Below are 20,998 nucleotides of genomic sequence, written 5' to 3' on the forward strand. Positions count from 1 at the left end.
GTCTCCTACCCCTCGTGCAACCAGAAGTCGCACTGGTGGGCGGCCGCGAAGTCCTCGATCCCGGTTGCGTCAGTGCCGAACTGCAGTGCGTGCGTGGTGTTCTTGTCTACTCGGGGGATCTCGACACCGCCCTCGATCCGAGGCGTGCCATCGTGTGCGAACGACGTCCAGTAGTCGATCATCTCGTCGGAGATCTCGTGCTGACGGGGTGTGTGGAGCATGTTCGTCCCGGTGAGATCGAAGTAGTACGGAATGTCGGTCGCATGGGCGGCGCCCTGGGGAATCGTGGTGATCTGGTTGACGTTCGGCGCCGTCTCGTCGGCGAACTCGTAGAGGTAGGCGGGGGCGCGGTTGCTCATCAGCCTTGCGCCGTCGAGGGTGGGACATGCCCACGCTGCGTCGGTGGTCACCGTCGACCAGGCGAGACCGGGGCTTCCGAACCGCTGCAGCGGATACCGTGTCAACACCTCGGGTGCCCGATCACCGAACGCCGTCGCGACGAGCTGCGGGTAGGTCGCGGCGGTGACCGCGTCCGGCGTCGCGGCGAGCAGCCCGCCGACGAAGGAGCGCTGCTCGTCGTGGTTGCCTCCGGTGATCACCGGAATCTGTTGCTGATCACCACCTCTCAGCACATCCGCGGGGTTTTGGGGCAGAAGGTCGGTGCCGTAGGTGAGCTGGTTGGAGAAGTTCTGGTTGACGGCCATGAGACGGTCGGTGGGAAGTCGGCGCAGGCAGTTTGCTGCGTCCGCTCCGGCACATCCCAATTGCTCGGCGGCCGCGACGCTGGTGGACTGATTGTCGGCGACCGACGAGTACGGGGTCTGTGCCGGGACGCCGGGGTAGAGCGCGCCGTCGGGCCAGTTGAGCATGCATGATCCCGACGCCAGGACCGCTCGATCCAACAAGCCGTCGGACGCCGGGGAAGTGAGTGCAGCACAAGCGGACATGGCGCCTGCCGATTCGCCGAAGACGGTCACGTTGTCGGGGTCGCCGCCGAATGCGGGTGCGTTGTCCCGGACCCAGCGCAGGCTCTCGATCTGGTCGGCGAGGCCGAAGTTCCCACCGCCTTCCATGCCGGGCAATCCCAGGTAGCCCAGGACGCCGAGCCGGTAGTTGGCGGTGACCACCATGACGTTTCCGCGATCGGCGAGTCGCTGTGGGTCATAGGAACTGCCGGCTCCGCTGGTGTAACCGCCGCCGTGCCACCACACCATGACGGGAAGTGCCGTGTCAGAACTGTTTTGCCGGGGAGTGGTGACGTTGAGGGTCAGGCAGTCCTCGGACGGTTCCGGGTGGTCACCGGGGACCGGCTGGGTTTGCGGGCACGGGCTGCCGGGGCGTGCGGCGTTCACATCGGCGTCGGGGTTGTCGACAGGTTCGGGTGGCATCCATCTGAGCTCGCCGACGGGCGGCTCGGCGTACGGGATGCCCAGGAACTGGCGGCCCGAGTCGGTGGCGACGCCGCGAAGATGGCCACTGGTGGTCTCCACCTGTAGGAAAGTGGGTTCCGATGTGGGTTCGGTCGCCGTCGCACAACCCACAGCAGTGCAGATCGTCGCCAGAACCGCCAGCACTGTCAGACGGGAGGCGTTCGTGTCACGCAGTCGTTTCGGCCTCACTGGTCCCAGGGTAGACAAAATTTCTCAGTGGCGGGAAATTCCTGGTCAGGGCTGGTAGTCAGCGTCCCGACTCAGTTTGCGCCCAGGCCTCGACCTCCGACCGCCGCCCCACTCCTCTCGAAGTGTCCCCGGACTGGAGCCGAACCAGCGCTGACACGACCGCGACAAAACGCTCTGCTCGGCGTAGCCGAGTTCGCGGGCGAGGTGGCTCAGGGTGATGTCGGGGTCCCGGAGATAGTGCTCGGCCATCTCGCGGCGCACATCGTCGACCACTGCGTTGAAAGTCGTTCCCTCGGCAACGAGTCGACGGCGCAAAGTCTTGGGGTGCAAACGGAATTGCTCGGCGACGAGCGGAACCGCGGCAGAACCCGTAGGCAGCAGCTGCCGGATGAGGGGCCGTATCGACGACGACATCGTGGGTCGGTGACGGTCGACGACGGTGTCGAGATAGTCCAGGACAACCCCGTGGGCCATCTCGTCGTGCACCAGCGGGCGCCGGAGATCCTCTGCCAGGACGGTGATGCCGACCCTGGCCGACGAGAGCGTCGGGGCACAGGCGAAATACCGCCGGTACTCCTCCTGCGGCGCCAGGGGGGTGTGCGGAATGTGGACTGCAGTGGGCGCATAGTCCGACCCCAACAGGAATCGCAACACGCGCAGCATCACGCCCAGTGCGAGTTCGATTGTCTGAGGACACGCGGGCGGATAGGGAATCAGAATCTTGAACTCCAGGAACGACGTCTCGTCGCCGGGATCGACCGTCACCGAATTGGACGGGCTGTATGCGCCGAGATAGCTCTCGAAGATGTCGATCGCACCGGCCACGGACTCGGCGGTGCGTGCCGCGACCCCCACCGGACCGAACATCTCGATGCCCTGGCGTTGGGCGAGTCGGCGTCCGAAGTCGGGCGTCCGAGTCGTCCTGGCCGCTGATTCCACGGCGTGGATGAGCGACAGATAGGTGAAGAAAGCGTCGAAGTCGCCGACGTCATCCGGCCTGATGCCCGCGGACGTGAGCAGTGCGTTCGGATCGCCACCGAGTTCGGTGACCACTTCCGGATAACCCCGCAGCGATGTGCCCCGAATCACAGACATGTCCCTTACTGTCAATGGATTGGGCTCTACTGTCAATACTTTGCTGCTCGTGGGACGCAGACTGGCGTTGTCCAAATCACAGTTGATGGTGAAAGTTGCAGTCATCAATGAAAGGAGTACCGACTCATGGTCGATAAGAACCGCAGATGGCTGTTGGCGCAGCGACCGTCCGGGATCGTGGGCCCCGAGCACTTTGAGCTGGTCGTCGACGCCGTTCCCTCGATCGCGGACGGTGAGTTCCTCGTGCGCAACCGCTGGCTCAGTTGCGATCCCGCGCAGCGGACCTACATGGAGTTCGACAGCTACATCCCGGCGGTCCAGATCGGCGAGTTGATGGTGGGGGCATCGGTCGGCGAGGTCGTCGAGTCCAAGCACCCCGACTTCCAGGTCGGTGACGTGGTGTCGGGGGCGTTCGGCTGGCAGGAGTACGCGGTCAGCGACGGGTCGCCCTTCGGTGGCCTCATCCCACCCGTGACGGTGCCCGACGGTGTCGACGCGCCGACGGCGTTGTCGCTGTTCGGGATCACCGGTCTCACCGCCTACATCGGTCTGATCGATGTGGCCCGGGTTAAAGCCGGTGACACCGTGGTCGTCTCGGGTGCATTGGGAGCTGTCGGCTCGGTTGTGTGTCAGATCGCGAAGCTCAAGGGCTGCCGGGTCGTGGGCATTGCAGGTGGCCCCCGGAAATGCGACCTGCTGCGCGCCGAACTCGGCGTCAACGAAGCGATCGACTACAAGAACGACGACGTGGACGCCCGACTCGGCGAGACGTGCCCGGACGGCATCGATGTGTTTTTCGACAACGTCGGCGGCGAGATCCTCGACGCGGCACTCGCGCATATCGCGGTGGGCGCACGAATCGCGCTGTGCGGGTCGGTCTCCGGCTACAGCGAATCCCAGGGTCGGTCGCCGATCACGAACGCGTTCAATCTCACCCTGCAGCGTGCCACGATGACCGGCTTCCTGGTCTTCGATCACCTCGACCGGGCGCCGGAGGCGACCGCCGACCTCGCGACCTGGGCCGCCCAGGGGCAGATCAAGAACCAGATCGACGTCGTCGAGGGCCTCGAGAACGCGCCGACTGCGCTGCGGCGCCTCTTCACCGGCGAGAACGTCGGCAAGCAGCTGGTCCGGCTGGCCGACTGACGGCCAACCGCTTCATGACTGGAAATCTCACTCCCACAACCAGAAAAGGAATCATCATGGGATTGCTGACCGACAAGAAGGCCATCGTCACCGGCGGCGCCAACGGCATCGGGGAACAGGCCGTGCGACTGTTCCGCGAGCACGGAGCGAGTGTTGTGATCGCCGACATGAACGCCGACCGCGGCAAGCAGCTGGCCGATGAGCTAGGCGCCAAGGCCGAGTTCGTCCAAGTCGATCTCGCCGAGCCCGACCAGATCGGGCCGATGATCGAACAGGCCGTGGCTTTCCTCGGCGGCCTCGACATCCTGGTCAACAACGCCGGCTACGGGATCTACGGGCGTACCCACATGATCGATCCGGCCGACTGGCACCGGATCGTCGACGTCAACCTCAACGCCCTGTTCCACACGTGCCGCCATGCCGTCCCGCACCTGATGAAGCAGGGCGGCAGCATCATCAACACCGCCTCGGTGTCCGGCACCCGCGCAGACTACGGCTTCAACGCATATGCCGCGGCCAAGGGGGGCGTGATCAACTACACCCGAAGCCTTGCCCTGGATTACGCGCTGGACGAGATCCGCGTCAACTGCATCTCGCCCGGCCTGATCGAGACGCAGCTGACCTCACCGCTGCGTGGGCATCCCGATGCGTTCCAGAGCTACATGGACAACATCCCGATGTCACGCGTGGGAGCGCCGAAGGAAATCGCCAACGTCATGTTGTTCCTCGCCTCGGACCTCGCGTCCTATGTCACGGGCCAGGAGATCGCAGTCGACGGCGGCGTGACGGCATGGAACGGTCAGCCGCGGTTCTCGAAGCACTTCGGTGACACCGTGATCAAGGGCTGATCATCGACTCGATCCCGGGCCTGCCGATCGGTGGGCCCGGGGATCGAGATTCCGTGAATCTGAGAGTTCACGCTCAACAAGCCAAGTACTTTGTGTGCATCGTCGAGATTCGGAGAGCACATGGGTGACGCTGCAGGCTTGGGGGAACGATGGGTTGTCTGGCGGGCGGTAGAAGATTCGAAGTTCGAGGTCGCCGTGTCGTCCGACACCGACGAGAGCGTCGAGAGTGCTGGGGTCGGCATCGTGCAGATCGACGAGCGGCAGTTCGACGTGCTGAGCAAGTTCCGCTATTCCCATCCGCCCGTGGAGGATTACCTCGTCAACGAACTGGTTGAGCGGGGACTGGATCCGACGGAGGCGCGTCGGGCTGTCGACGATGCCCGGACGTATGTACCGCGCGACGACAGTCCCACGGATCTGGCGACCATCCCGCGGTTCCTTCGGTGGTTCGAAAACTCATACGGCAAGCACACTTTGGCCGCGATGATCCACGACGAGCTGATCACCGAGCAGCCAGACCGGGGCGCCCTGGGCAGCGACTCCCTGTCCGACCGGTTCTTTCGAGAGATGATGCGCAGCTCCGGAGTTCCGTTCTTGAGGCGGTGGATCATCTGGTCGGCCGTGGCGCTCCGAACTCGGTGGGTCGCCGGCGGGTTGCGCATGTGGAGCGTCGTCGGGTGGCTCGTACTGAGCGTCGTGGGAATCTCCTGCGCCGCACTGGCCGTCGGGTCACTGGTCTTCGACCTGTCGTGGCCGACGCTGACCGTCGCCTTGTCGTGGCCGAACGCGTCGACGTATTGGTTACTCGGCGTTGCCGTCATCCTGATATTCGTCGCTGCACCGCTGTGGGGCAACCAGATCGGCGCAGGCATCGTGGCCGCCGGCGTCGCACTGTGGATTGTGCCCCCAGCCATCATGGCAGCCGTCGGATGGGGCGTCTACCTCGTCGCCGAGCATCTCGTCTTCCGTCGATTGCGTTGACACGTCATGTGCGTGGGGAACCGGGACCGATGAATCGGGAGCGTGGCAGATTCCGGATTCAGCCGCTTCGGCTGTCCTGGATCTCCAGCAGCGCGGAGCGAACTCCGGTGTGCGTGAAGTCGTCTCCCTTCCAGAGCAGAGGAAGGTTGCGGTGTATCGCGAGCGCATAGGAAAAGCAGTCTCCGAAGTTCAGTTGAGCGGGATGCCCCATTCCTTTGCCGAAGTCGCGGAACGCTTGGCGGGCGATGTCGCCCTGCGCCTTGTCGGTGTCCACGACCTCCACACCGTTCTCCTCGAGGATTCGGTCCAGCTTCCGGCTTGCGACGGGAATCCTCTTCGCATCCGCGACGATGCAGCACTCCAGATATGTGGGTACCGCCATCAACGGGTGGTGCAACGCAAGCGCTTCAGCGTAGACCCTGGCGTCGGACTCCTGCACGATGATGGCGATGATGGCCGAGGTGTCAACGACGATCACGCTGGCAGGCCCGAGTCGTCGTAGAGATCGTCGGTCGGGTCGTCGCCCGGTTCCAGACCCAGCATTTGCCTGAGTTCCGCACCCTCGCGCAGCGTCGTCTCGACCGTGCTGTTCGCTCGGAGGCTGCGCAGGCGTTGTTCGACCGACCGCAGCACCGCCGTCTCCTGAGACTCCCCGGTGAGCCGAGCGATCTCTTTGACCAGCGAGTGCGTCTGGTCGTTCTTGATGTTCATTGCCATGGGTACCTACCTATACGGAATTGGTACCAGGCTACCTCGCCATCTGCGCGCCTGCCGCGCCCGGCTGGCCGGGCGCGGCGGTCTTGGGGGATGGTGGGTACACAAGACGTGACGTTGTCGATCGCGAGGTAGATGCGGTGCGGTCGGCGACCACTACTGTCGATAGATCTCCACGTGCGCCCCGGTCACGACGCCGGCATTGAACGAGGGAGCACCCCAACTCGTGCTGCAGTTCCCCGACGCCTGACCGGTGGGGACGAACCACCGGCTGGACTGCGTGTAGGGGCCGACCGTGTACAGCGGGAACCTGTTGGGAACGCCGTGGAGGCCCCAGCACTCGACAATCAACACGTACTCCCGGCCTTGGGGAGCGCCGGTGTCGTGACATACCGCCGACGCACCGAGGGCGTTCCACCGGACGTCGCAGTCGTTGACGCCTGCGTGCGCTTCGCCTGCACCGGCCAAGAGACCGATCGTGAGTGCCGCGACAACGCCGGCACCCATCTGTGTTCTGGTAACTCCTGCTGCTGACATGGCGCACGCACCCTTTCAGTGGCGTATGTCACAAGTTTCGTATGGACGGGTCCGAACGTTACGAGATGAGCCCGAACGCACCGTGTGTCACCTCGATCAAGGTGCCCGAGTGTCGCAGGCACCCGCTGCCCGGGCTCGGAGCACGCCGGCGAGCAGCCTGCGAAGGTCGTGGCGGGCGTACTCGCCAACAACACTCGGTGTCACGAGACCACGTGGTGTCCAGCCGATCAGCGGCCTCACAGCGGACAAGAGATCCCGCGAGGCCTGGGAGCACTATGAGAGCTCAGCGCGCAGAATGTCGGCTCCCTCGGCGAGCGCGACCATCTTGTCCCGTGCGACGCCACGAGCGAGCGGCGCCATCCCGCAGTTGGCGCTGGCATAGAGCTTGTCTACGTCGACGAAGGGCAGCGCACTGCGCAGCGTCGTGGCAACTTCCTCAGGCGTCTCGATGGAATCGCTGGCCACGTCGATCGCTCCCAACATGACAGTCTTGCCGCGAAGTAGTTCGATCACCTCGACAGGTACTCGCGAGTTGTGACTCTCCAGCGACACGATGTCGATCGATGACTGTTGCAGCAGTGGGAACGACTCTTCGTACTGGCGCCACTCGGCCCCCAGTGTCGCTTTCCAGTCGGTGTTTGCCTTGATGCCGTAGCCGTAGCAGATGTGCACGGCGGTCTTGGCGCTCAACCCTTCGGCTGCACGCTCGAGCGCCGCGACACCCCAGTCCTTCAACTCGTCGAAGAACACGTTGAACGCGGGCTCGTCGAACTGGATGATGTCGACGCCGGCGGCCTCCAAGTCCTTCGCCTCTTGATTCAGGATGGTCGCGAACTCCCACGCCAGCTTTTCGCGACTCTGATAGTGGGCGTCGTAGAGCGTGTCGATCATCGTCATCGGCCCGGGCAGGGCCCATTTGATCGGCTGGTCGGTCGCTGCCCGAAGATGAGCCGCATCCGCTGCGAACACCGGCTTTTCGCGAGTCACCGCGCGGACTACCGTCGGGACGCTCGCGTCGTAACGGTCACGGATTCGTACGGTCTCGCGCCGGTCGAAGTCGACGCCGTCGAGGTGCTCGATGAACGTGGTCACGAAGTGCTGACGCGTCTGTTCACCATCGCTGATGATGTCGAGCCCGGCACGAGACTGCTCGTGGGCCGCGAGCGCCTGGGCATCGAGCTTTCCGTCACGCAGTTCGTCGTCGTGCAACTTCCACGGCGACCAGAGCTTCTCGGGCTCCGAAAGCCACACGGGCTTGGGCAGGCTGCCGACGATCGTGGTGGGAAGAAGTGTGTTCATCTCTCGTACCTCAAGGTCTCGCGTGGTCAGGCCGATTGCTTTGTGGCCCAACGCTCCAGGACATCGCCGTAGGGCTCCATGAGACTCACCTCGGTGAACTTTCCCTGCGTGGTCGCGAGCTGAGTGCGCTCGACACGGTCGTAGGTCACCTGCGGAAGGGAGTAGTTGCCGTAGTCGAGACTCGGCCGGTACACCTCCGACGCCGCAGTGTTTGCGTTGTAGATCTCGGGACGGTAGATCTTCTGGAACGTCTCCATTGTCGCGACCGTGCCTGCGAGGGCGACGAACGAATAGTCGTTGAGCAGATCGCCGCGGTGGTAGAACGCCAACGGCGCCACGGAACCCGGAGGCATGAAGTAGCGAACCGTCAGCCCCATCTTTCCGAAGTACTCATCGGTGAGCGACAGTGCGTCTGCCACATACTCCACCCCGAGGATCGGGTGGTGATTCGTGAGCCGGGTGTAGGTCCGCGACGTCGAGACGCTGATGCAGATGACCGGCAGCTGCGGGAACCGTTCGCGATACTCGTCCGATTCGAGGAAGCGCTGGAAAACCTGCCCGTGCAGATCGCCGAAGTCGCTGGGGATTCCCGTCGCCTTGTGCCCCGGAAGCCGGACGCTGAAATCGTAATCGCGGATGTAGGAGGAGAAGTTGTTTCCGACGATCCCCTCGGTGCGCGCGCCTGTGGTGGTGTCGAGGATGTCGACGTCGAGGACTTCGATCACCGGAAAGGTGGCGTCGTCCCCGACCGACGTGAGGTGCAGGTCCACGGAGACGATGTCGAGTTCGAGCTGGTAGCGGTCACCACCCGGATTGTCCCAATGGAGCAGCTCGTTGACGCGGGTGTTCATCATCGTCACCGCATTGCGTAGGTTCTGCCGGCGATCCTCGCCGCGCGCGAGATTCGCGAAGTTCGTCGTGCCGCGCGAGGTGGTCGACGGGGTGTAGTCCTCGTCGAAGCGTGTCGTGCCAATGCTGAACGCACATTCGTTCGTCATACGGATCAGTTGTCCTAATCGATTGCGCTGAGTGAAGCGACGGACGGGTCACGCTCGGTTCACTGTGTCGGTTTCGGTAACACTTCGCGCCGCGGTCGCGGTGCTCGAGATCCGTTGTGTCGGTCCCAAAGACGGCCGGGAACCAGCGATCCGAAGTGGTGTGGGGACCAGTGTAGGGACGAAAGTTACCATAGCCTAATTGGTACTTTCGATCGCCTGATATAGGTACTGGCTATGTCAGTAGGTCGACGCCGAACTCCGCGACGACGTCGCGCATCTCCGCCACGAATCGCTGAGCCTGGGCGGTCAACGAGACTGAGGCATGACCGATCCAACCGATCTCGATGCGCTCGTCCACGTCGAGCCGAACAGCGACGATCGATGGATCCAGATCGTCGGAAATGATCCCGGTCGAGATCGTGTAGCCGCCGAGGCCGATCATCAGGTTGAAGATGGTTGCTCGATCGCTCACGCGGATTTCTTGCTTCGATGAACGGGTGGAGAGAATCTCTTCGGCGAGGTAGAACGAGTTGTTCACACCCTGGTCGAACGTGAGCCGGGGCAATTCTTCGAGATCCTTCAGCGTCACACTCGCTTGTCCTGCAAGGGGGTTCGTGCGGGCGATGAAGATGTGCGGTGACGCGAAGAACAGCGGCGTGAAGACCAGTCCGGCTTCGCGGATCAGCTTGTTGATCACCCTTGCGTTGAACTCGTTGCGATACAGCACGCCGATCTCACTTCGCAGCGTGCGGACATCCTCGATGATGTCCCACGTGCGGGTCTCGCGAAGACTGAACGCATACTCGGCGGCTTGCGACGCCTTCACCATGCGCGCGAAGGCGTCGACGACGAAGGAGTAGTGCTGAGTCGATACGGCCAGAAGCCGGCGCGAGGGGCCGCGCCCGAGATACTTCTGTTCCAGAAGTTCTGATTGCTCGACGACCTGGCGTGCGTAGCCGAGGAACTCCGCCCCGTCGTCGGTGAGCGTTACTCCCCGGGTCGAACGAACGAAGAGCGTTCGTCCCAGCCGACTTTCGAGGTCCTTGAGCGCCGCGGACATGGTCGGTTGAGCCACATAGAGCACGTCTGCCGCGGCGCTGATCGATCCTTCCGCTGCCACCTCCACGAAGTAGCGCAACTGCTGGAGGGTGATTCCACGCAGTGCTCCCGCGGTCTGCCGTTCCATGTCAAGAGACTATCGAGGCCTCTGCGGGTATCCCGGCTCGCAGCACTTCCCGACCGCGGCTGACCATCAAACGTCGGGCGGCTCCACATCCTCCAGTACCGTGATGTACATCACACTCTACCTGGAACTTGAGCGGAATACGCTCAACTCTGGATGCGCTGAACAAACCGTGGGCTCATACTTGAGCCATATGGACTAAAGAGTGTTACAGAGAGAAAGGTACACGCGAGTGGACAGCTTCAACCCGACCACCAAGACACAGCAAGCGCTGAGCGCTGCTGTGCAGGCGGCGGCCTCTGCAGGCAATTCCGACGTGCGCCCGGCTCACATCCTGGTGGCCCTGCTCGACCAGTCCGACGGCATCGCCGCACCGCTGCTCAAGGCGGTCGGGGTGGACCCGTCGACGGTGCGCTCGCAGGCCCAGGCCCTGGTGGACCGGGCCCCGACGGTGGCCAGTGCGAGTGCGCAGCCGCAGCTCTCCCGCGAGTCGATCGCGGCCATCAGTGCTGCTCAGCAGCTCGCCGGCGAACTCAGCGACGAGTACGTGTCGACCGAACACATCCTCGTGGGCCTGGCGACCGGCGACTCCGACACCGCCAAGCTGCTGGCCAACGCCGGTGCGACCCCGCAGGCCCTGCGCGACGCGTTCGTCGCCGTGCGCGGCAACTCCCGGGTCACCACCGAGGACCCGGAATCCACGTATCAGGCCCTCGAGAAGTACTCGACCGACCTGACCGCGGCTGCCCGCGAGGGCAAGCTCGATCCGGTCATCGGGCGCGACACCGAGATCCGCCGCGTGGTGCAGGTGCTGAGCCGCCGCACCAAGAACAACCCGGTGCTCATCGGTGAGCCCGGCGTCGGCAAGACGGCCATCGTCGAAGGCCTGGCTCAGCGCATCATCGCCGGCGACGTCCCCGAGTCGCTGCGGAACAAGACGGTCATCTCCCTCGACCTCGGTTCGATGGTGGCCGGCGCGAAGTACCGCGGCGAGTTCGAGGAGCGCCTCAAGGCCGTGCTCGACGAGATCAAGGGATCGGCCGGACAGGTCATCACCTTCATCGACGAACTGCACACCATCGTCGGTGCCGGCGCGACCGGCGAATCCGCGATGGACGCCGGCAACATGATCAAGCCGATGCTCGCCCGCGGCGAGCTGCGGCTGGTCGGCGCGACCACGCTCGAGGAGTACCGAAAGTACATCGAGAAGGACGCCGCCCTCGAGCGCCGCTTCCAGCAGGTCTACGTCGGCGAGCCGTCGGTGGAGGACACCATCGGCATCCTGCGTGGACTCAAGGATCGTTATGAGGTGCACCACGGCGTGCGCATCACCGACTCCGCGCTCGTGTCGGCGGCTACGCTGTCCGATCGCTACATCACCTCACGCTTCCTGCCGGACAAGGCCATCGACCTCGTCGACGAGGCCGCATCGCGATTGCGGATGGAGATCGACTCGCGGCCCGTCGAGATCGACGAGGTCGAGCGGATCGTCCGCCGGCTCGAGGTCGAGGAGGTCGCCCTGGAGAAGGAGACCGACGCGGCGTCGAAGGAACGGCTGGAGAAGCTGCGCGGCGAGTTGGCCGACCAGAAGGAGAAGCTGAACGAGCTGTCGGCGCGGTGGCAGTCGGAGAAGACCGCCATCGATGCGGTGCGTGACCTCAAGGAAGAACTGGAACGTCTTCGCGGAGAGGCCGATCGGGCCGAACGCGAGAGCGATCTCGGGCGGGCCGCCGAACTGCGCTACGGAAAGATCCCCGGCCTGGAGAAGGACCTCGCCGCGGCGCTCGAGAAGACCGGCACCGACCCCGGCCAGGACGTCATGCTCCAAGAGGAAGTCGGACCCGACGATGTGGCGCAGGTCGTCTCGTCGTGGACCGGTATCCCCGCGGGCCGCATGCTGGAAGGCGAGACCGCCAAGCTGCTGCGGATGGAAGACGAACTCGGACACCGGGTCATCGGCCAGAAGGACGCGGTGACCGCGGTATCCGACGCAGTTCGTCGCGCCCGCGCCGGTGTCGCCGACCCGAACCGGCCGCTCGGTTCGTTCATGTTCCTCGGTCCCACCGGTGTCGGTAAGACCGAGCTGGCCAAGGCACTCGCCGAGTTCCTGTTCGACGACGAACGCGCGATGGTTCGCATCGACATGAGCGAGTACGGCGAGAAGCACAGCGTCGCACGCCTCGTCGGCGCTCCTCCCGGCTACGTCGGCTACGAGTCCGGCGGCCAGCTGACCGAGGCGGTGCGGCGTCGTCCCTACGCGGTGGTGCTGTTCGACGAGGTCGAGAAGGCGCACCCGGACGTGTTCGACGTGCTGCTGCAGGTGCTCGACGAAGGTCGTCTCACCGACGGCCAGGGCCGCACGGTCGACTTCCGCAACACCATCCTCATCCTGACGTCCAACCTGGGTGCCGGCGGCGACAAGGATCAGGTGATGACCGCGGTGCGGGTGGCGTTCAAGCCGGAGTTCATCAACCGGCTCGATGACGTCATTGTGTTCGACGCCCTGAGCCCGGAAGAGTTGGTGTCCATCGTCGACATCCAGCTCGCCCAGCTCGGAAAGCGCCTGGCGCAGCGTCGCCTGGAACTCGAGGTGACGCCGAAGGCGAAGGAATGGCTGGCCGAGCGTGGTTTCGATCCGCTCTACGGCGCCCGTCCGCTGCGGCGGCTGGTGCAGCAGGCGATCGGCGATCAGCTCGCGAAGTCGTTGCTGGCCGGTGACATCCACGATGGCGACATCGTCCCGGTGAACGTCAGCGCCGACGGAGACACGTTGGTGCTCGGCTGAACTGACTGAGATCGGCTCCGTCAGGTGGGTCCGAGGGAGTATTCCCCTCGGTGCCCTCTGACGGAGCCGATTGTCGTCACCGGGGTGTCCGAGGCGGTCGTCAGCTACTGCGGCCCGCCCGCAGTCGGGAATCGTCATAGAATCGCATCCGTTCTCGCACCTCGTCGGGCCGGATGCCGAAATGTTCTGGTGCGTAATGGTGTCGTCCCTTGGCTCCGCGCGGTTGGGCGGCGTGGTGCGCCTCGAGCATCGCCAGCACGTCCGGTGCCTCGAGGTCGGCGGCGGCGTAGATGTCTCGGACAGCGGCGGATGTGTCGGCGACCAGATCCCGATAGTCAATGTCCACGCACGTGACCGTCTGCGCTGCAACAGAATTGCGGAACTCAAGTGCACGCCGAAACCAGAGCTCGGTCTGCTCGATCTGAAAGCGACCGACATCGGAACCGTCGACCTCGTCGCTGTAAGTCGAGCGGTAGGTGGCGAACAGACTTGCGCCCGAAGAGACGGTCTCGACGATGTCGCGGTGTAGGTGCACGATCACCGCACCCGGGTACGTAGCTGCCAGTGCCGACAGTTCCGCGGTGTGGGCCGGTGCCTTGAGCACCCAACGGCGCCGAGACCCGTCGTCGAGCATCTGCAACATCCGCCGGTGCCCTGCGTACTCACCCCGAAAATCCTCACCGGCCAGCCACGCCGCGTACGAATCGAGGCGGGTGGTGGAGCTGAACGCCCAGTTGCGCATCGAGATTCCCATGCCGAGTACGCATTCCTCGGGCAACCGTGCCCCGGAATCATGGACCGCCGCCATCGTCGGGTTCAGTCTGTGCAGCAATGCGTGGCCGCCGCTGCTCGCCTCGATCCGGTGTTCGCGTTCATCTGGATCGAGTGCGGCCATCCGCCACGGCGCGTACAGCTCGGACGGCAACGGAGCCCGCAGGCGCGGGTCGCGCGCCAACAGGCGAAATAGAAAGGTGGTGCCGGTCCTCCAACCGCCCACGATGACGATCGGCGGCGTGACCGCTCTGTCCTCGACACCGGGATGCGAATGCAGGAACTCGGCTGTCGCCGCCCGAGCCCGTAGCTTGGCGACCGCGGTGTCCTGCGCAGTGCGTGCGCCCAGCGCGTTGAGACGACCATCCTCGGCCGCAGATGCGAGGTACTGCTCGACACCCGACTGCCAGAGTGTCGGATCTCCCAGCGCGGCATGACCATACTTCCCGGCCGCGCGTTCGACGACGAGGTCGACCGCCTCGAGACCGAGCCGATAGCGGTCCGGGTGGTCCCGGCGGTCGGCGTCCGCGGCGGCGTAGATCGCCGCAGCGTCGAGTGATCGCGGCGGCGGCGTCCAGCCGCTCATTGGTCGGTCTCCAGTTCATCGAGCCGAACGCGACGAACGCGCGGCAGGGCTGGGGTCTCGGTGGGCGCCAGGAAACGCATGACGACGATCCCGAATGATCTGCCCTCCGTGTCAATCCAGTCACCTGCGGCGGACGCCGGGGGCCGGGCGGACAGGGTGAAGCGATAGCGTCCGTCGGTCACCGTCGCGGTGCGACCGGTGTAGGAGACCCGACGACTGCGGTAGTCGAGCGAGTTCAGAAACCGGCTGTACGCGAGGATGTTCCAGTAGCGACATGCGACGAGGTCGCCCTCGACGACGAGGGCCTCGCCGTCCTCCAGTTGCCAACCGCCCCGCAGATAGTGGATGTCGGGTTCGGTGAAGACCGAGCCTCCGGCCATCTCCGACCAGTGCCGGATCTCGTTCGGTGGGTCCTGATCGCTCGCCGCGGAGGTGGTGAAGATCCGCGGCAAGAACTGCGTGGCCGCACCCATTCGCCCGAGTTGCGCCGCGAAGCGACCGGGGTCAGGCGGTGCAGTCGGCCCCGGATCATCGAGAGGCTCGATCGTGCACTCACCGAGTCGATCGGCATCGACGTCCTCGTGAAAGAACCGCACCCAGAGGACGGTGGTCCGATCGCTCAAGGTGAGCCAGTCGCCCTGCGGGGGCGCCGTTCCGCCGAGAGTCACCTCGAAGTTTCCTGCGGCGTCGAAGGATATGACGTCACTGTCGAGGCGTGCGGTCGCTTCCGCGTCGAGGCCCTGGGTTCGTGCGTAGGTGGTGACGGACACGAAGACGGCGTCACCGCGGTTGCCGCGAATCCGGTAGCGCCGATCGGCGCGTATGTCGGCGACCCAGTATCGGAAGTCGGGGTTGTCCATCAGGAACTTCTGCCGCCAGCCGTTGAAGGGCACCAATTCCGGCCGTTCTCGGTCGATCTCGAACCTGCCGAGCTGGTTGGCGACGCCGCGCAGCAGCGCGCGATAGCCATCGGCCTGTTCGGCAGGATCGAGACCGGCCGTGTCGGTGGCCATCTGTTCTCCGGCGGTGCGCAACGATTCGACGAAATCGTCCCACGCAGCGACTTCCGGACGGTCTGGTGCTGCGCCGGTCATGCCATCGACACCCGGTCGTCGTGCCGATAACGCGGGCTGACGTCGTCGATGAGTACGCCGGGTCGGGCACTGCACACCGCCGGGATGGCATCCAGGACAGCGCGGACCGAGGCATTGGTGATCGGGTTGGTGTGTCCGCTGTGCGGGCCGAACTCGAGTTGTGCCCGCATCTCGGCCGGCTCCCCGCTGACGATGAGCGTGTAGGAGATGCTGCCGGAGAATCCGTCGAATGGCAGGTGATCACCCCGATAGATGAGTTCGGGTGCCAGATACCAGCATTCCTCGTTGGTGAAGAAGTGGTGGTCGTCGAGGAATCCGCGATGGATGAGGTGTAGGGCCGCGGCCGTTCCTTCTCGGATCTCGGTGGACCCGATGGTCGCATCCCGTGTTGCGGGCAAACCTCGCAACGAGGTCTCCACCCGGACCCGGTCGCTACTCACGCCGTAGAGTGCGTGCGCGACATTGCCGGTGAGGTCTCCGTAGTAGAGGTCGCCGCCGCGCGCGACCGGGGACTCGGCACTCAACGTGTCGAGGTCCGCTCCGAAGCCGAGACCATGCAATCCGCCCCACATCGCCCCGGCGCTGCTGAAGTCCACGGCCTCCACCGATCGCACATGCGAGACCGACGACATCCCCGCCGCCATCGTCATGGCTAGTCGTTCGACGATGAACGTCGGATGCACTCCGGTTCCGTGCAAGGTGGCGCCACCGGTATGGCATGCCTGCAGCAGCTCCTCCGGTGAGCGGCGAAAAGCGCTGAGCCAATTGGGCATCGACACATTGTGATAGGCGGCGGTGGACACCACGTTCTTTCCCGATTCCAACAGCGCGATGACGTCGTCATCAAGCCCCTTGAGAACGGCTGCCGGCGCGGGGGTCACCACGACGCAGTCGAGATCGAGCGCCAGGAACTCGTCGCGGTCGCTGGTGGCGTACACCCCGATGGGATCGATCTTGGCGAGCTCTCCGACGTCGCGGCCGTGCTTGGCGTCCCGGCGCACCTTCGCGCCGACGACCTCGAAGGTCGGGTCCGCGACCGCTGCGCGGATCACCGCGCCACCGACCTCGCCCGGGCCCCATACGCCGATCCGCAGCGGCCTCCCGTAGCCGGGTTGTCGAACTCCGCCCGCTGTAGCACTGGGTGTTTCGTTGACCGACATCGATCCCGCGCCTCCCTCGCACATTTGGGAAGCAGGTGCTTCCCAAATGTGAATCTGAACCTATACTGGTTCGCATGTCAAGGCCCTATCGCAAACTCCCGCCGCAGATCCGCGCGGCCGACCGTAGGGCGAAATTGATCAGCGCTGGTGTCGAACTCGTCGGCACACAGGGTGTTTCGGCGATGACGATGCGTGCGGTGTGCCGCGAGGCGGGCCTGAGTCAGAAGTTCTTCTACGAGAGTTTCGCGGACACGGATGCCTTGTTGCACGAGGTGTACAACGGGACTCTTCGTCGGGTTCGTGATCTGGTCGACGAAGCAGCGACCGGAGGCGAGGGCGACTGGGTCAGGCGACGAGCCGGGGTCGACGCCGCGGCTCGACTTGTTGCGGAGGACCCGCGCGTCTGCCGGATCCTGTTCGTCGAGCCGGTCGCGGATGTGCGTCTTCGCCGTTACGTGCGTCGATCGATCCTTGCGCTGATCTCCGCCGACTCCGACCGCTCTGCGGTTGAGAACGGTGTGACCGTGGCGTCGAAGTTGCGGTACGCCACGCTCTTCGGCTCGTTGATCTCACTGTTCATCGAGTGGTCGGAAGGGAACCTCGGGACCGATCGCGCCGTGTTCGTCGACCATGTGATGGCGCAGCTCGAGAGGTTGCCGGGTGCCGGCCACGTGGTCGTCGCGGACGAACCCGTGCGGCAGGTGTAGAGACCTAAACGGAAACGTGGCAGGTCGATAAACGCATGTGCGCGGCTACCCTCGAGCTCATGGTGAACGAATGCATGCAGGAGACGTGGGCAACCTCCGGTCGCGGCTGGGTCGAGAACGAGACCATGTTCGACCAGGTGTTCACGCCGTTCACCCATGCGCTGCTCGGCGCGGCCGCCATCGAGCCCGGCGACCGAGTCCTCGATGTCGGGTGTGGCTCGGGGACGCTGCTCGAGCACGCGACAAGACTCGGGGCCACCGCAGTCGGTGTCGACATCTCCGAGGCGATGGTCGCGGCGGCGCAACGCCGGGTCCCCGGCGCGACGGTGCGGCTTGCGGACGCGCAGACCGCGGATCTGACCCCGGATTCCGGCCAGGCCTTCAATCGGGTCGTCTCCCGCTTCGGAGTCATGTTCTTCGAGGACCCTTCGGCGGCGTTCGCGAACATCCGGCGGTCTATCGCCGCCGGCGGGCGCCTGACATTCGTGTGTTGGCGGTCCGACGACGATCCGCTCATGTTCACCCTCGGCACGAGCGTATTGACCGACCGGTTAGGCGGATCCGGTGCTGTTGCCGATCCGGCCGCACCCGGACCTCTGGCCTTCGCCGACGCCGACAGGGTGCGAGAAATCCTCACCGACGCGGGCTGGGACGACATCGGAATCGAACCGGTCGACGGCATGTGCGACTACGGCATCGACGGCAGCGACGGAGTCGAGGAACGTCTCGCGATGGTCCTGTCCACCACCACCGGGCAGCGGGCGCGTGCCGCGTTGGAACCATCTCTCGGGCTCGACGGCTGGGCTGCACTGGTCGACGACGTCCGCGCCGAGATCCGCCGCCACACCGTCGACGGTGTCGTGAAGTTCATCGGACGCACATGGCTGGTGACCGCGGGCAACCCATCGACCTGACGCCGGCTGAAGCGGTCAGCCGGCGTGGTCGGCGGCCGCCCGATACAACCACGACGTGACCAGTGCGCCCGGATCGACCACCCCGCGGGCATTCTCGCCGACATAGCTGGCCCGCCCCTTGGACGCCGTTGTGTCGCGGGTGGATTCGGCGCCGTCCTCGGCGGCCTCGGCCACCTCGCCGAGCGACTTGTCCTCCGAAAGGGCCGCGGCGGCTGGTGCCAAGGCGTCGACCATCGTGTTGTCGCCGACTTCGGCCCCACCGAGATCCTTGATTTCCGCGAGCGCGGACGACGTCCCCTCACGAAGCGCTACGCCCACATCGTCGGAATCGGCGAACGCGGAGGCGAGTTGGCGGAACAGTACCCCGAACACGGCTCCGGACGTGCCGCCTGCACGAACCAGGAACGACGTGCTGATGGCGGTCAGCACGTCCGCGTCCGACCCGCGCAGCGGGAGCTCGTAGTGGCCGAGCGCGGCGGTCATGTTGGCACCGAAGTCGCCGTCACCGGCCTGCTGGTCGAGCGCGGTCAGGTCGTCGATGGAGTCCCGAACGCGACCCACGAACTCCGAGAGCCACACCGATTCCGCACCCTCCGCGGCGGAGTCATGTGGTTCGGCGAAAGCGATGTCGGACACCGACACCGGTCCGCGACCGACCCTTGACGGCCATGCGGGCGCATCGGTCGGCGCGTCGAACAACCGCAGGATCTCGTCGTCGACGCGGACGAGGGTGAGCGAGAAGCCGGTCATGTCCAGGGCCGTGACGAATGTGCCGACCATCGACCGCTCGACGACGACATCGCGTCGACCCAAGGCGGCGGCCACCTCACCGAACACCAGCGACAACTCGAGCGGATGCGCGGCGCCGAGCCCGTTGACGAGGCAGATCACCCGATCGCCGCCGGTGAGCCCGAGCGAGTCCACGATGCGGTCCAGCATGCGCGTGACGAGCTCACGCGCACCGACCTGATCGGTCCGGTCCTCACCCGCCTCACCGTGGATGCCGACACCGAACTCCATCTGACCCGGTTCGAGGTCGAACGTCGGGCCGTCGGCGCCCGGAATCGTGCAGGCCCGGTAGGCGACAGCGAAACTGCGTGCGCTCGCCACCGTACGGCGCCCCAGATCGGCCACCGCCGCGAGGTCAGAACCCTCGGCAGCAGCTGCGCCGCAGATCTTTTCCACGATGATGGTCGCGCCGGTCCCGCGCCGTCCGGGGCCCGATTCCGACTCGGTCGCGACGTCGTCGTCGACGAGCACATGGTCGGTGGCCACCTCGTCGCGGAGCAGGTGCCGGGCGATCCGGAAGTTCATGACGTCGCCGGTGTAGTTCTTCACCACGTGCAGCACACCTTTGCCGCGGTCGGCCCAGCGCGTGGCCCCGGCCACCTGTAGCGCGTTGGGGGAGGTGAACACCAACCCGGGGCACGCGGCGTCGAGCATGCCGGCGCCGATCAGCCCGGCGTGCATCGGCTCGTGACCCGACCCGCCGCCGGAGACCAGCGTCACCCGGGATGAGTCATCGGCATCGTTGCGGTGCAGGAATCCGGGATCGGGTTGCCAGCCGATCGACGGGTTGGCCGCGACGAAACCGCGCAGAGACTCGGTGAGGAAGGTGCCGGGGGAGTTGAGGACGTAGTTGCGAGGGGTCACCCCTCCCACCCTAGGCAGCCCGTCCCGGTTCCAGGTGTGCGCGCAGACGACGCATGCCGTCGCGGATCCGGGACTTCACGGTCGGCAGGCCGATGCCGAGTCGCTCGGCGACCTCGCGGTAGGTCAGGCCGTGAAAGTAGGCCAGTTCCACCGATTCTCGCTGCAGGGCGGTCAACGATCCGAGGCCGTCGCGGATGTCGCGACGACGTTCCAGTGACTCGACGGCGTCGATGACCTCGTCGGTGTCGCGACGGAGCGACGCGATGCCGAATGCGTTGGCGCGGCGACTCGATGCGGACTCCGACCGCACGCGATCGACGGCGCGACGATGCGCCATGGTCAACAGCCAGGCGAGTGCGGAACCCGCGTCCGGATCGTAGGTTCGCGCGGAACGCCAGACCTGCAGGTAGACCTCCTGGGTGGTCTCCTCGCTGTAGCCGTCGTCGCGCAGAACCCGGTGCACCATTCCGTACACCCGCTGGCAGGTGCCGTCGTAGAAGTCCGCGAATGCCGCCTGGTCCCCGTCGCCGATACGGCGGAGTAGCTGCGCGAGATCGACGTCCGTGGCGGCACTCGACCCGTACATCGAGGGCGCGACGGTCGCCGCGACGTGCCGATCGTCGAGAACAGTCATCGAGCCATCCGTCCGGTCATTCATTTCCGTGCCGATGTCGATGACGCTATCGGCGCCGACAGCGCGCGGTCCCTGTTGAGCGCCCACTGCGACCCGATCGCAACCCGCGATAACGGAAAGGTAACGGCCATTCGGCGCATCAGTCGTCTAGTACTACAGCCGTAGATCGTGTCTAGTGTGGTTTTGACCTGCGGTTTTGGTGGCACTGTCGAGCTCGTTGCTGGTGTTGTCGCCGCCAGCGTGACCAGTCGAGCAGTCGTGTGCTGGCGTGTAG

The 20,998-nt window shown here is 65.2% G+C and carries 19 protein-coding genes; 6 read left to right on the forward strand and 13 right to left on the reverse strand.

Annotation, left to right across the window (positions count from 1 at the left end; translation table 11 throughout):
- Positions 1-5 precede the first annotated feature (5 nt).
- Both VZC37_RS22480 and VZC37_RS22485 read right to left on the reverse strand, forming a co-directional pair.
- The gene (locus VZC37_RS22480) at positions 6-1,490 is read right to left on the reverse strand and encodes a carboxylesterase/lipase family protein (RefSeq protein ID WP_330435967.1); all 1,485 of its coding nucleotides are present in this window, start codon (positions 1,488-1,490) and stop codon (positions 6-8) included.
- Between the two features lie 174 nt (positions 1,491-1,664).
- Positions 1,665-2,714 (reverse strand): AraC family transcriptional regulator, encoded by a 1,050-nt coding sequence (locus VZC37_RS22485; RefSeq protein ID WP_330435969.1) that lies wholly within the window; start codon positions 2,712-2,714, stop codon positions 1,665-1,667.
- A 126-nt stretch (positions 2,715-2,840) separates the two neighbouring features.
- Here VZC37_RS22485 and VZC37_RS22490 point away from each other — a divergent pair, with 126 nt between their 5' ends.
- The 3 genes from VZC37_RS22490 (at position 2,841) to VZC37_RS22500 (ending at position 5,689) form a co-directional block, all read left to right on the forward strand.
- Entirely contained in the window at positions 2,841-3,860 is a 1,020-nt protein-coding gene (locus VZC37_RS22490) for an NADP-dependent oxidoreductase (protein ID WP_330435972.1), read from the forward strand.
- A 56-nt stretch (positions 3,861-3,916) separates the two neighbouring features.
- Complete coding sequence (gene budC / locus VZC37_RS22495; protein WP_330435974.1) at positions 3,917-4,708, forward strand: meso-2,3-butanediol dehydrogenase; 792 nt, start codon at positions 3,917-3,919, stop codon at positions 4,706-4,708.
- 120 nt (positions 4,709-4,828) lie between these two features.
- Entirely contained in the window at positions 4,829-5,689 is an 861-nt protein-coding gene (locus tag VZC37_RS22500) for a DUF1353 domain-containing protein (protein ID WP_330435976.1), read from the forward strand.
- Between the two features lie 58 nt (positions 5,690-5,747).
- Here the strand turns inward: VZC37_RS22500 and VZC37_RS22505 are convergent, their stop codons facing one another.
- From VZC37_RS22505 to VZC37_RS22530, 6 genes are all read right to left on the reverse strand, one after another.
- The gene (locus VZC37_RS22505; protein WP_330436018.1) at positions 5,748-6,164 is read right to left on the reverse strand and encodes a type II toxin-antitoxin system VapC family toxin; all 417 of its coding nucleotides are present in this window, start codon (positions 6,162-6,164) and stop codon (positions 5,748-5,750) included.
- Positions 6,164-6,406 carry a type II toxin-antitoxin system VapB family antitoxin gene (locus tag VZC37_RS22510; protein ID WP_330435978.1) on the reverse strand — a complete coding sequence of 81 codons (243 nt, stop codon included), beginning with the start codon at positions 6,404-6,406 and terminating at the stop codon, positions 6,164-6,166. Before VZC37_RS22510 ends, VZC37_RS22505 begins: the two co-directional genes overlap by 1 nt.
- Before the next feature lie 153 nt (positions 6,407-6,559).
- A complete protein-coding gene (locus VZC37_RS22515) occupies positions 6,560-6,940 on the reverse strand; it encodes a hypothetical protein (protein WP_330435981.1) in 381 nt (126 codons plus the stop codon).
- Between the two features lie 273 nt (positions 6,941-7,213).
- Positions 7,214-8,239 carry a methionine synthase gene (locus VZC37_RS22520; protein ID WP_330435983.1) on the reverse strand — a complete coding sequence of 342 codons (1,026 nt, stop codon included), beginning with the start codon at positions 8,237-8,239 and terminating at the stop codon, positions 7,214-7,216.
- 26 nt (positions 8,240-8,265) lie between these two features.
- Positions 8,266-9,237: a putative oxygenase MesX gene (locus VZC37_RS22525; protein WP_330435985.1), complete on the reverse strand. Its 972-nt coding sequence runs from the start codon at positions 9,235-9,237 to the stop codon at positions 8,266-8,268.
- Between the two features lie 232 nt (positions 9,238-9,469).
- Complete coding sequence (locus VZC37_RS22530) at positions 9,470-10,423, reverse strand: LysR family transcriptional regulator (RefSeq protein ID WP_330435986.1); 954 nt, start codon at positions 10,421-10,423, stop codon at positions 9,470-9,472.
- Positions 10,424-10,652: 229 nt separating this feature from the next.
- Here VZC37_RS22530 and clpB point away from each other — a divergent pair, with 229 nt between their 5' ends.
- Entirely contained in the window at positions 10,653-13,205 is a 2,553-nt protein-coding gene (clpB, locus tag VZC37_RS22535) for an ATP-dependent chaperone ClpB (protein ID WP_330435988.1), read from the forward strand.
- A gap of 100 nt (positions 13,206-13,305) precedes the next feature.
- Here the strand turns inward: clpB and VZC37_RS22540 are convergent, their stop codons facing one another.
- The 3 genes from VZC37_RS22540 to VZC37_RS22550 are packed head-to-tail and all read right to left on the reverse strand — an operon-like array spanning position 13,306 to position 16,816.
- Complete coding sequence (locus VZC37_RS22540) at positions 13,306-14,562, reverse strand: sulfotransferase family protein (RefSeq protein WP_330435990.1); 1,257 nt, start codon at positions 14,560-14,562, stop codon at positions 13,306-13,308.
- On the reverse strand, positions 14,559-15,656 hold the full coding sequence (locus tag VZC37_RS22545; protein ID WP_330435992.1) for a DUF1214 domain-containing protein: 1,098 nt from the start codon (positions 15,654-15,656) through the stop codon (positions 14,559-14,561). Before VZC37_RS22545 ends, VZC37_RS22540 begins: the two co-directional genes overlap by 4 nt.
- Positions 15,653-16,816, reverse strand: coding sequence for a hypothetical protein (locus VZC37_RS22550; RefSeq protein WP_330435993.1), 1,164 nt, complete (start codon positions 16,814-16,816; stop codon positions 15,653-15,655). Before VZC37_RS22550 ends, VZC37_RS22545 begins: the two co-directional genes overlap by 4 nt.
- 74 nt (positions 16,817-16,890) lie before the next feature.
- Between VZC37_RS22550 and VZC37_RS22555 the strand changes: the two genes are divergently transcribed.
- Together VZC37_RS22555 and VZC37_RS22560 are read left to right on the forward strand one after the other, a co-directional pair.
- Complete coding sequence (locus VZC37_RS22555) at positions 16,891-17,523, forward strand: TetR/AcrR family transcriptional regulator (protein ID WP_330435995.1); 633 nt, start codon at positions 16,891-16,893, stop codon at positions 17,521-17,523.
- Between the two features lie 59 nt (positions 17,524-17,582).
- Positions 17,583-18,437, forward strand: a complete 855-nt coding sequence (locus VZC37_RS22560; RefSeq protein ID WP_330435998.1) for a class I SAM-dependent methyltransferase — start codon at positions 17,583-17,585, stop codon at positions 18,435-18,437.
- A 15-nt stretch (positions 18,438-18,452) separates the two neighbouring features.
- On the opposite strand, the gene VZC37_RS22565 is transcribed toward VZC37_RS22560, so the two are convergent.
- Both VZC37_RS22565 and sigK read right to left on the reverse strand, forming a co-directional pair.
- Positions 18,453-20,090, reverse strand: coding sequence for a dihydroxyacetone kinase family protein (locus tag VZC37_RS22565; RefSeq protein WP_330435999.1), 1,638 nt, complete (start codon positions 20,088-20,090; stop codon positions 18,453-18,455).
- Positions 20,091-20,100: 10 nt separating this feature from the next.
- Positions 20,101-20,676: an ECF RNA polymerase sigma factor SigK gene (sigK, locus tag VZC37_RS22570; RefSeq protein WP_330436020.1), complete on the reverse strand. Its 576-nt coding sequence runs from the start codon at positions 20,674-20,676 to the stop codon at positions 20,101-20,103.
- Positions 20,677-20,998 lie beyond the last annotated feature (322 nt).

The sequence above is a fragment of the Gordonia sesuvii genome (assembly GCF_036350415.1).
GTDB classification, from domain to species: domain Bacteria; phylum Actinomycetota; class Actinomycetes; order Mycobacteriales; family Mycobacteriaceae; genus Gordonia; species Gordonia sesuvii.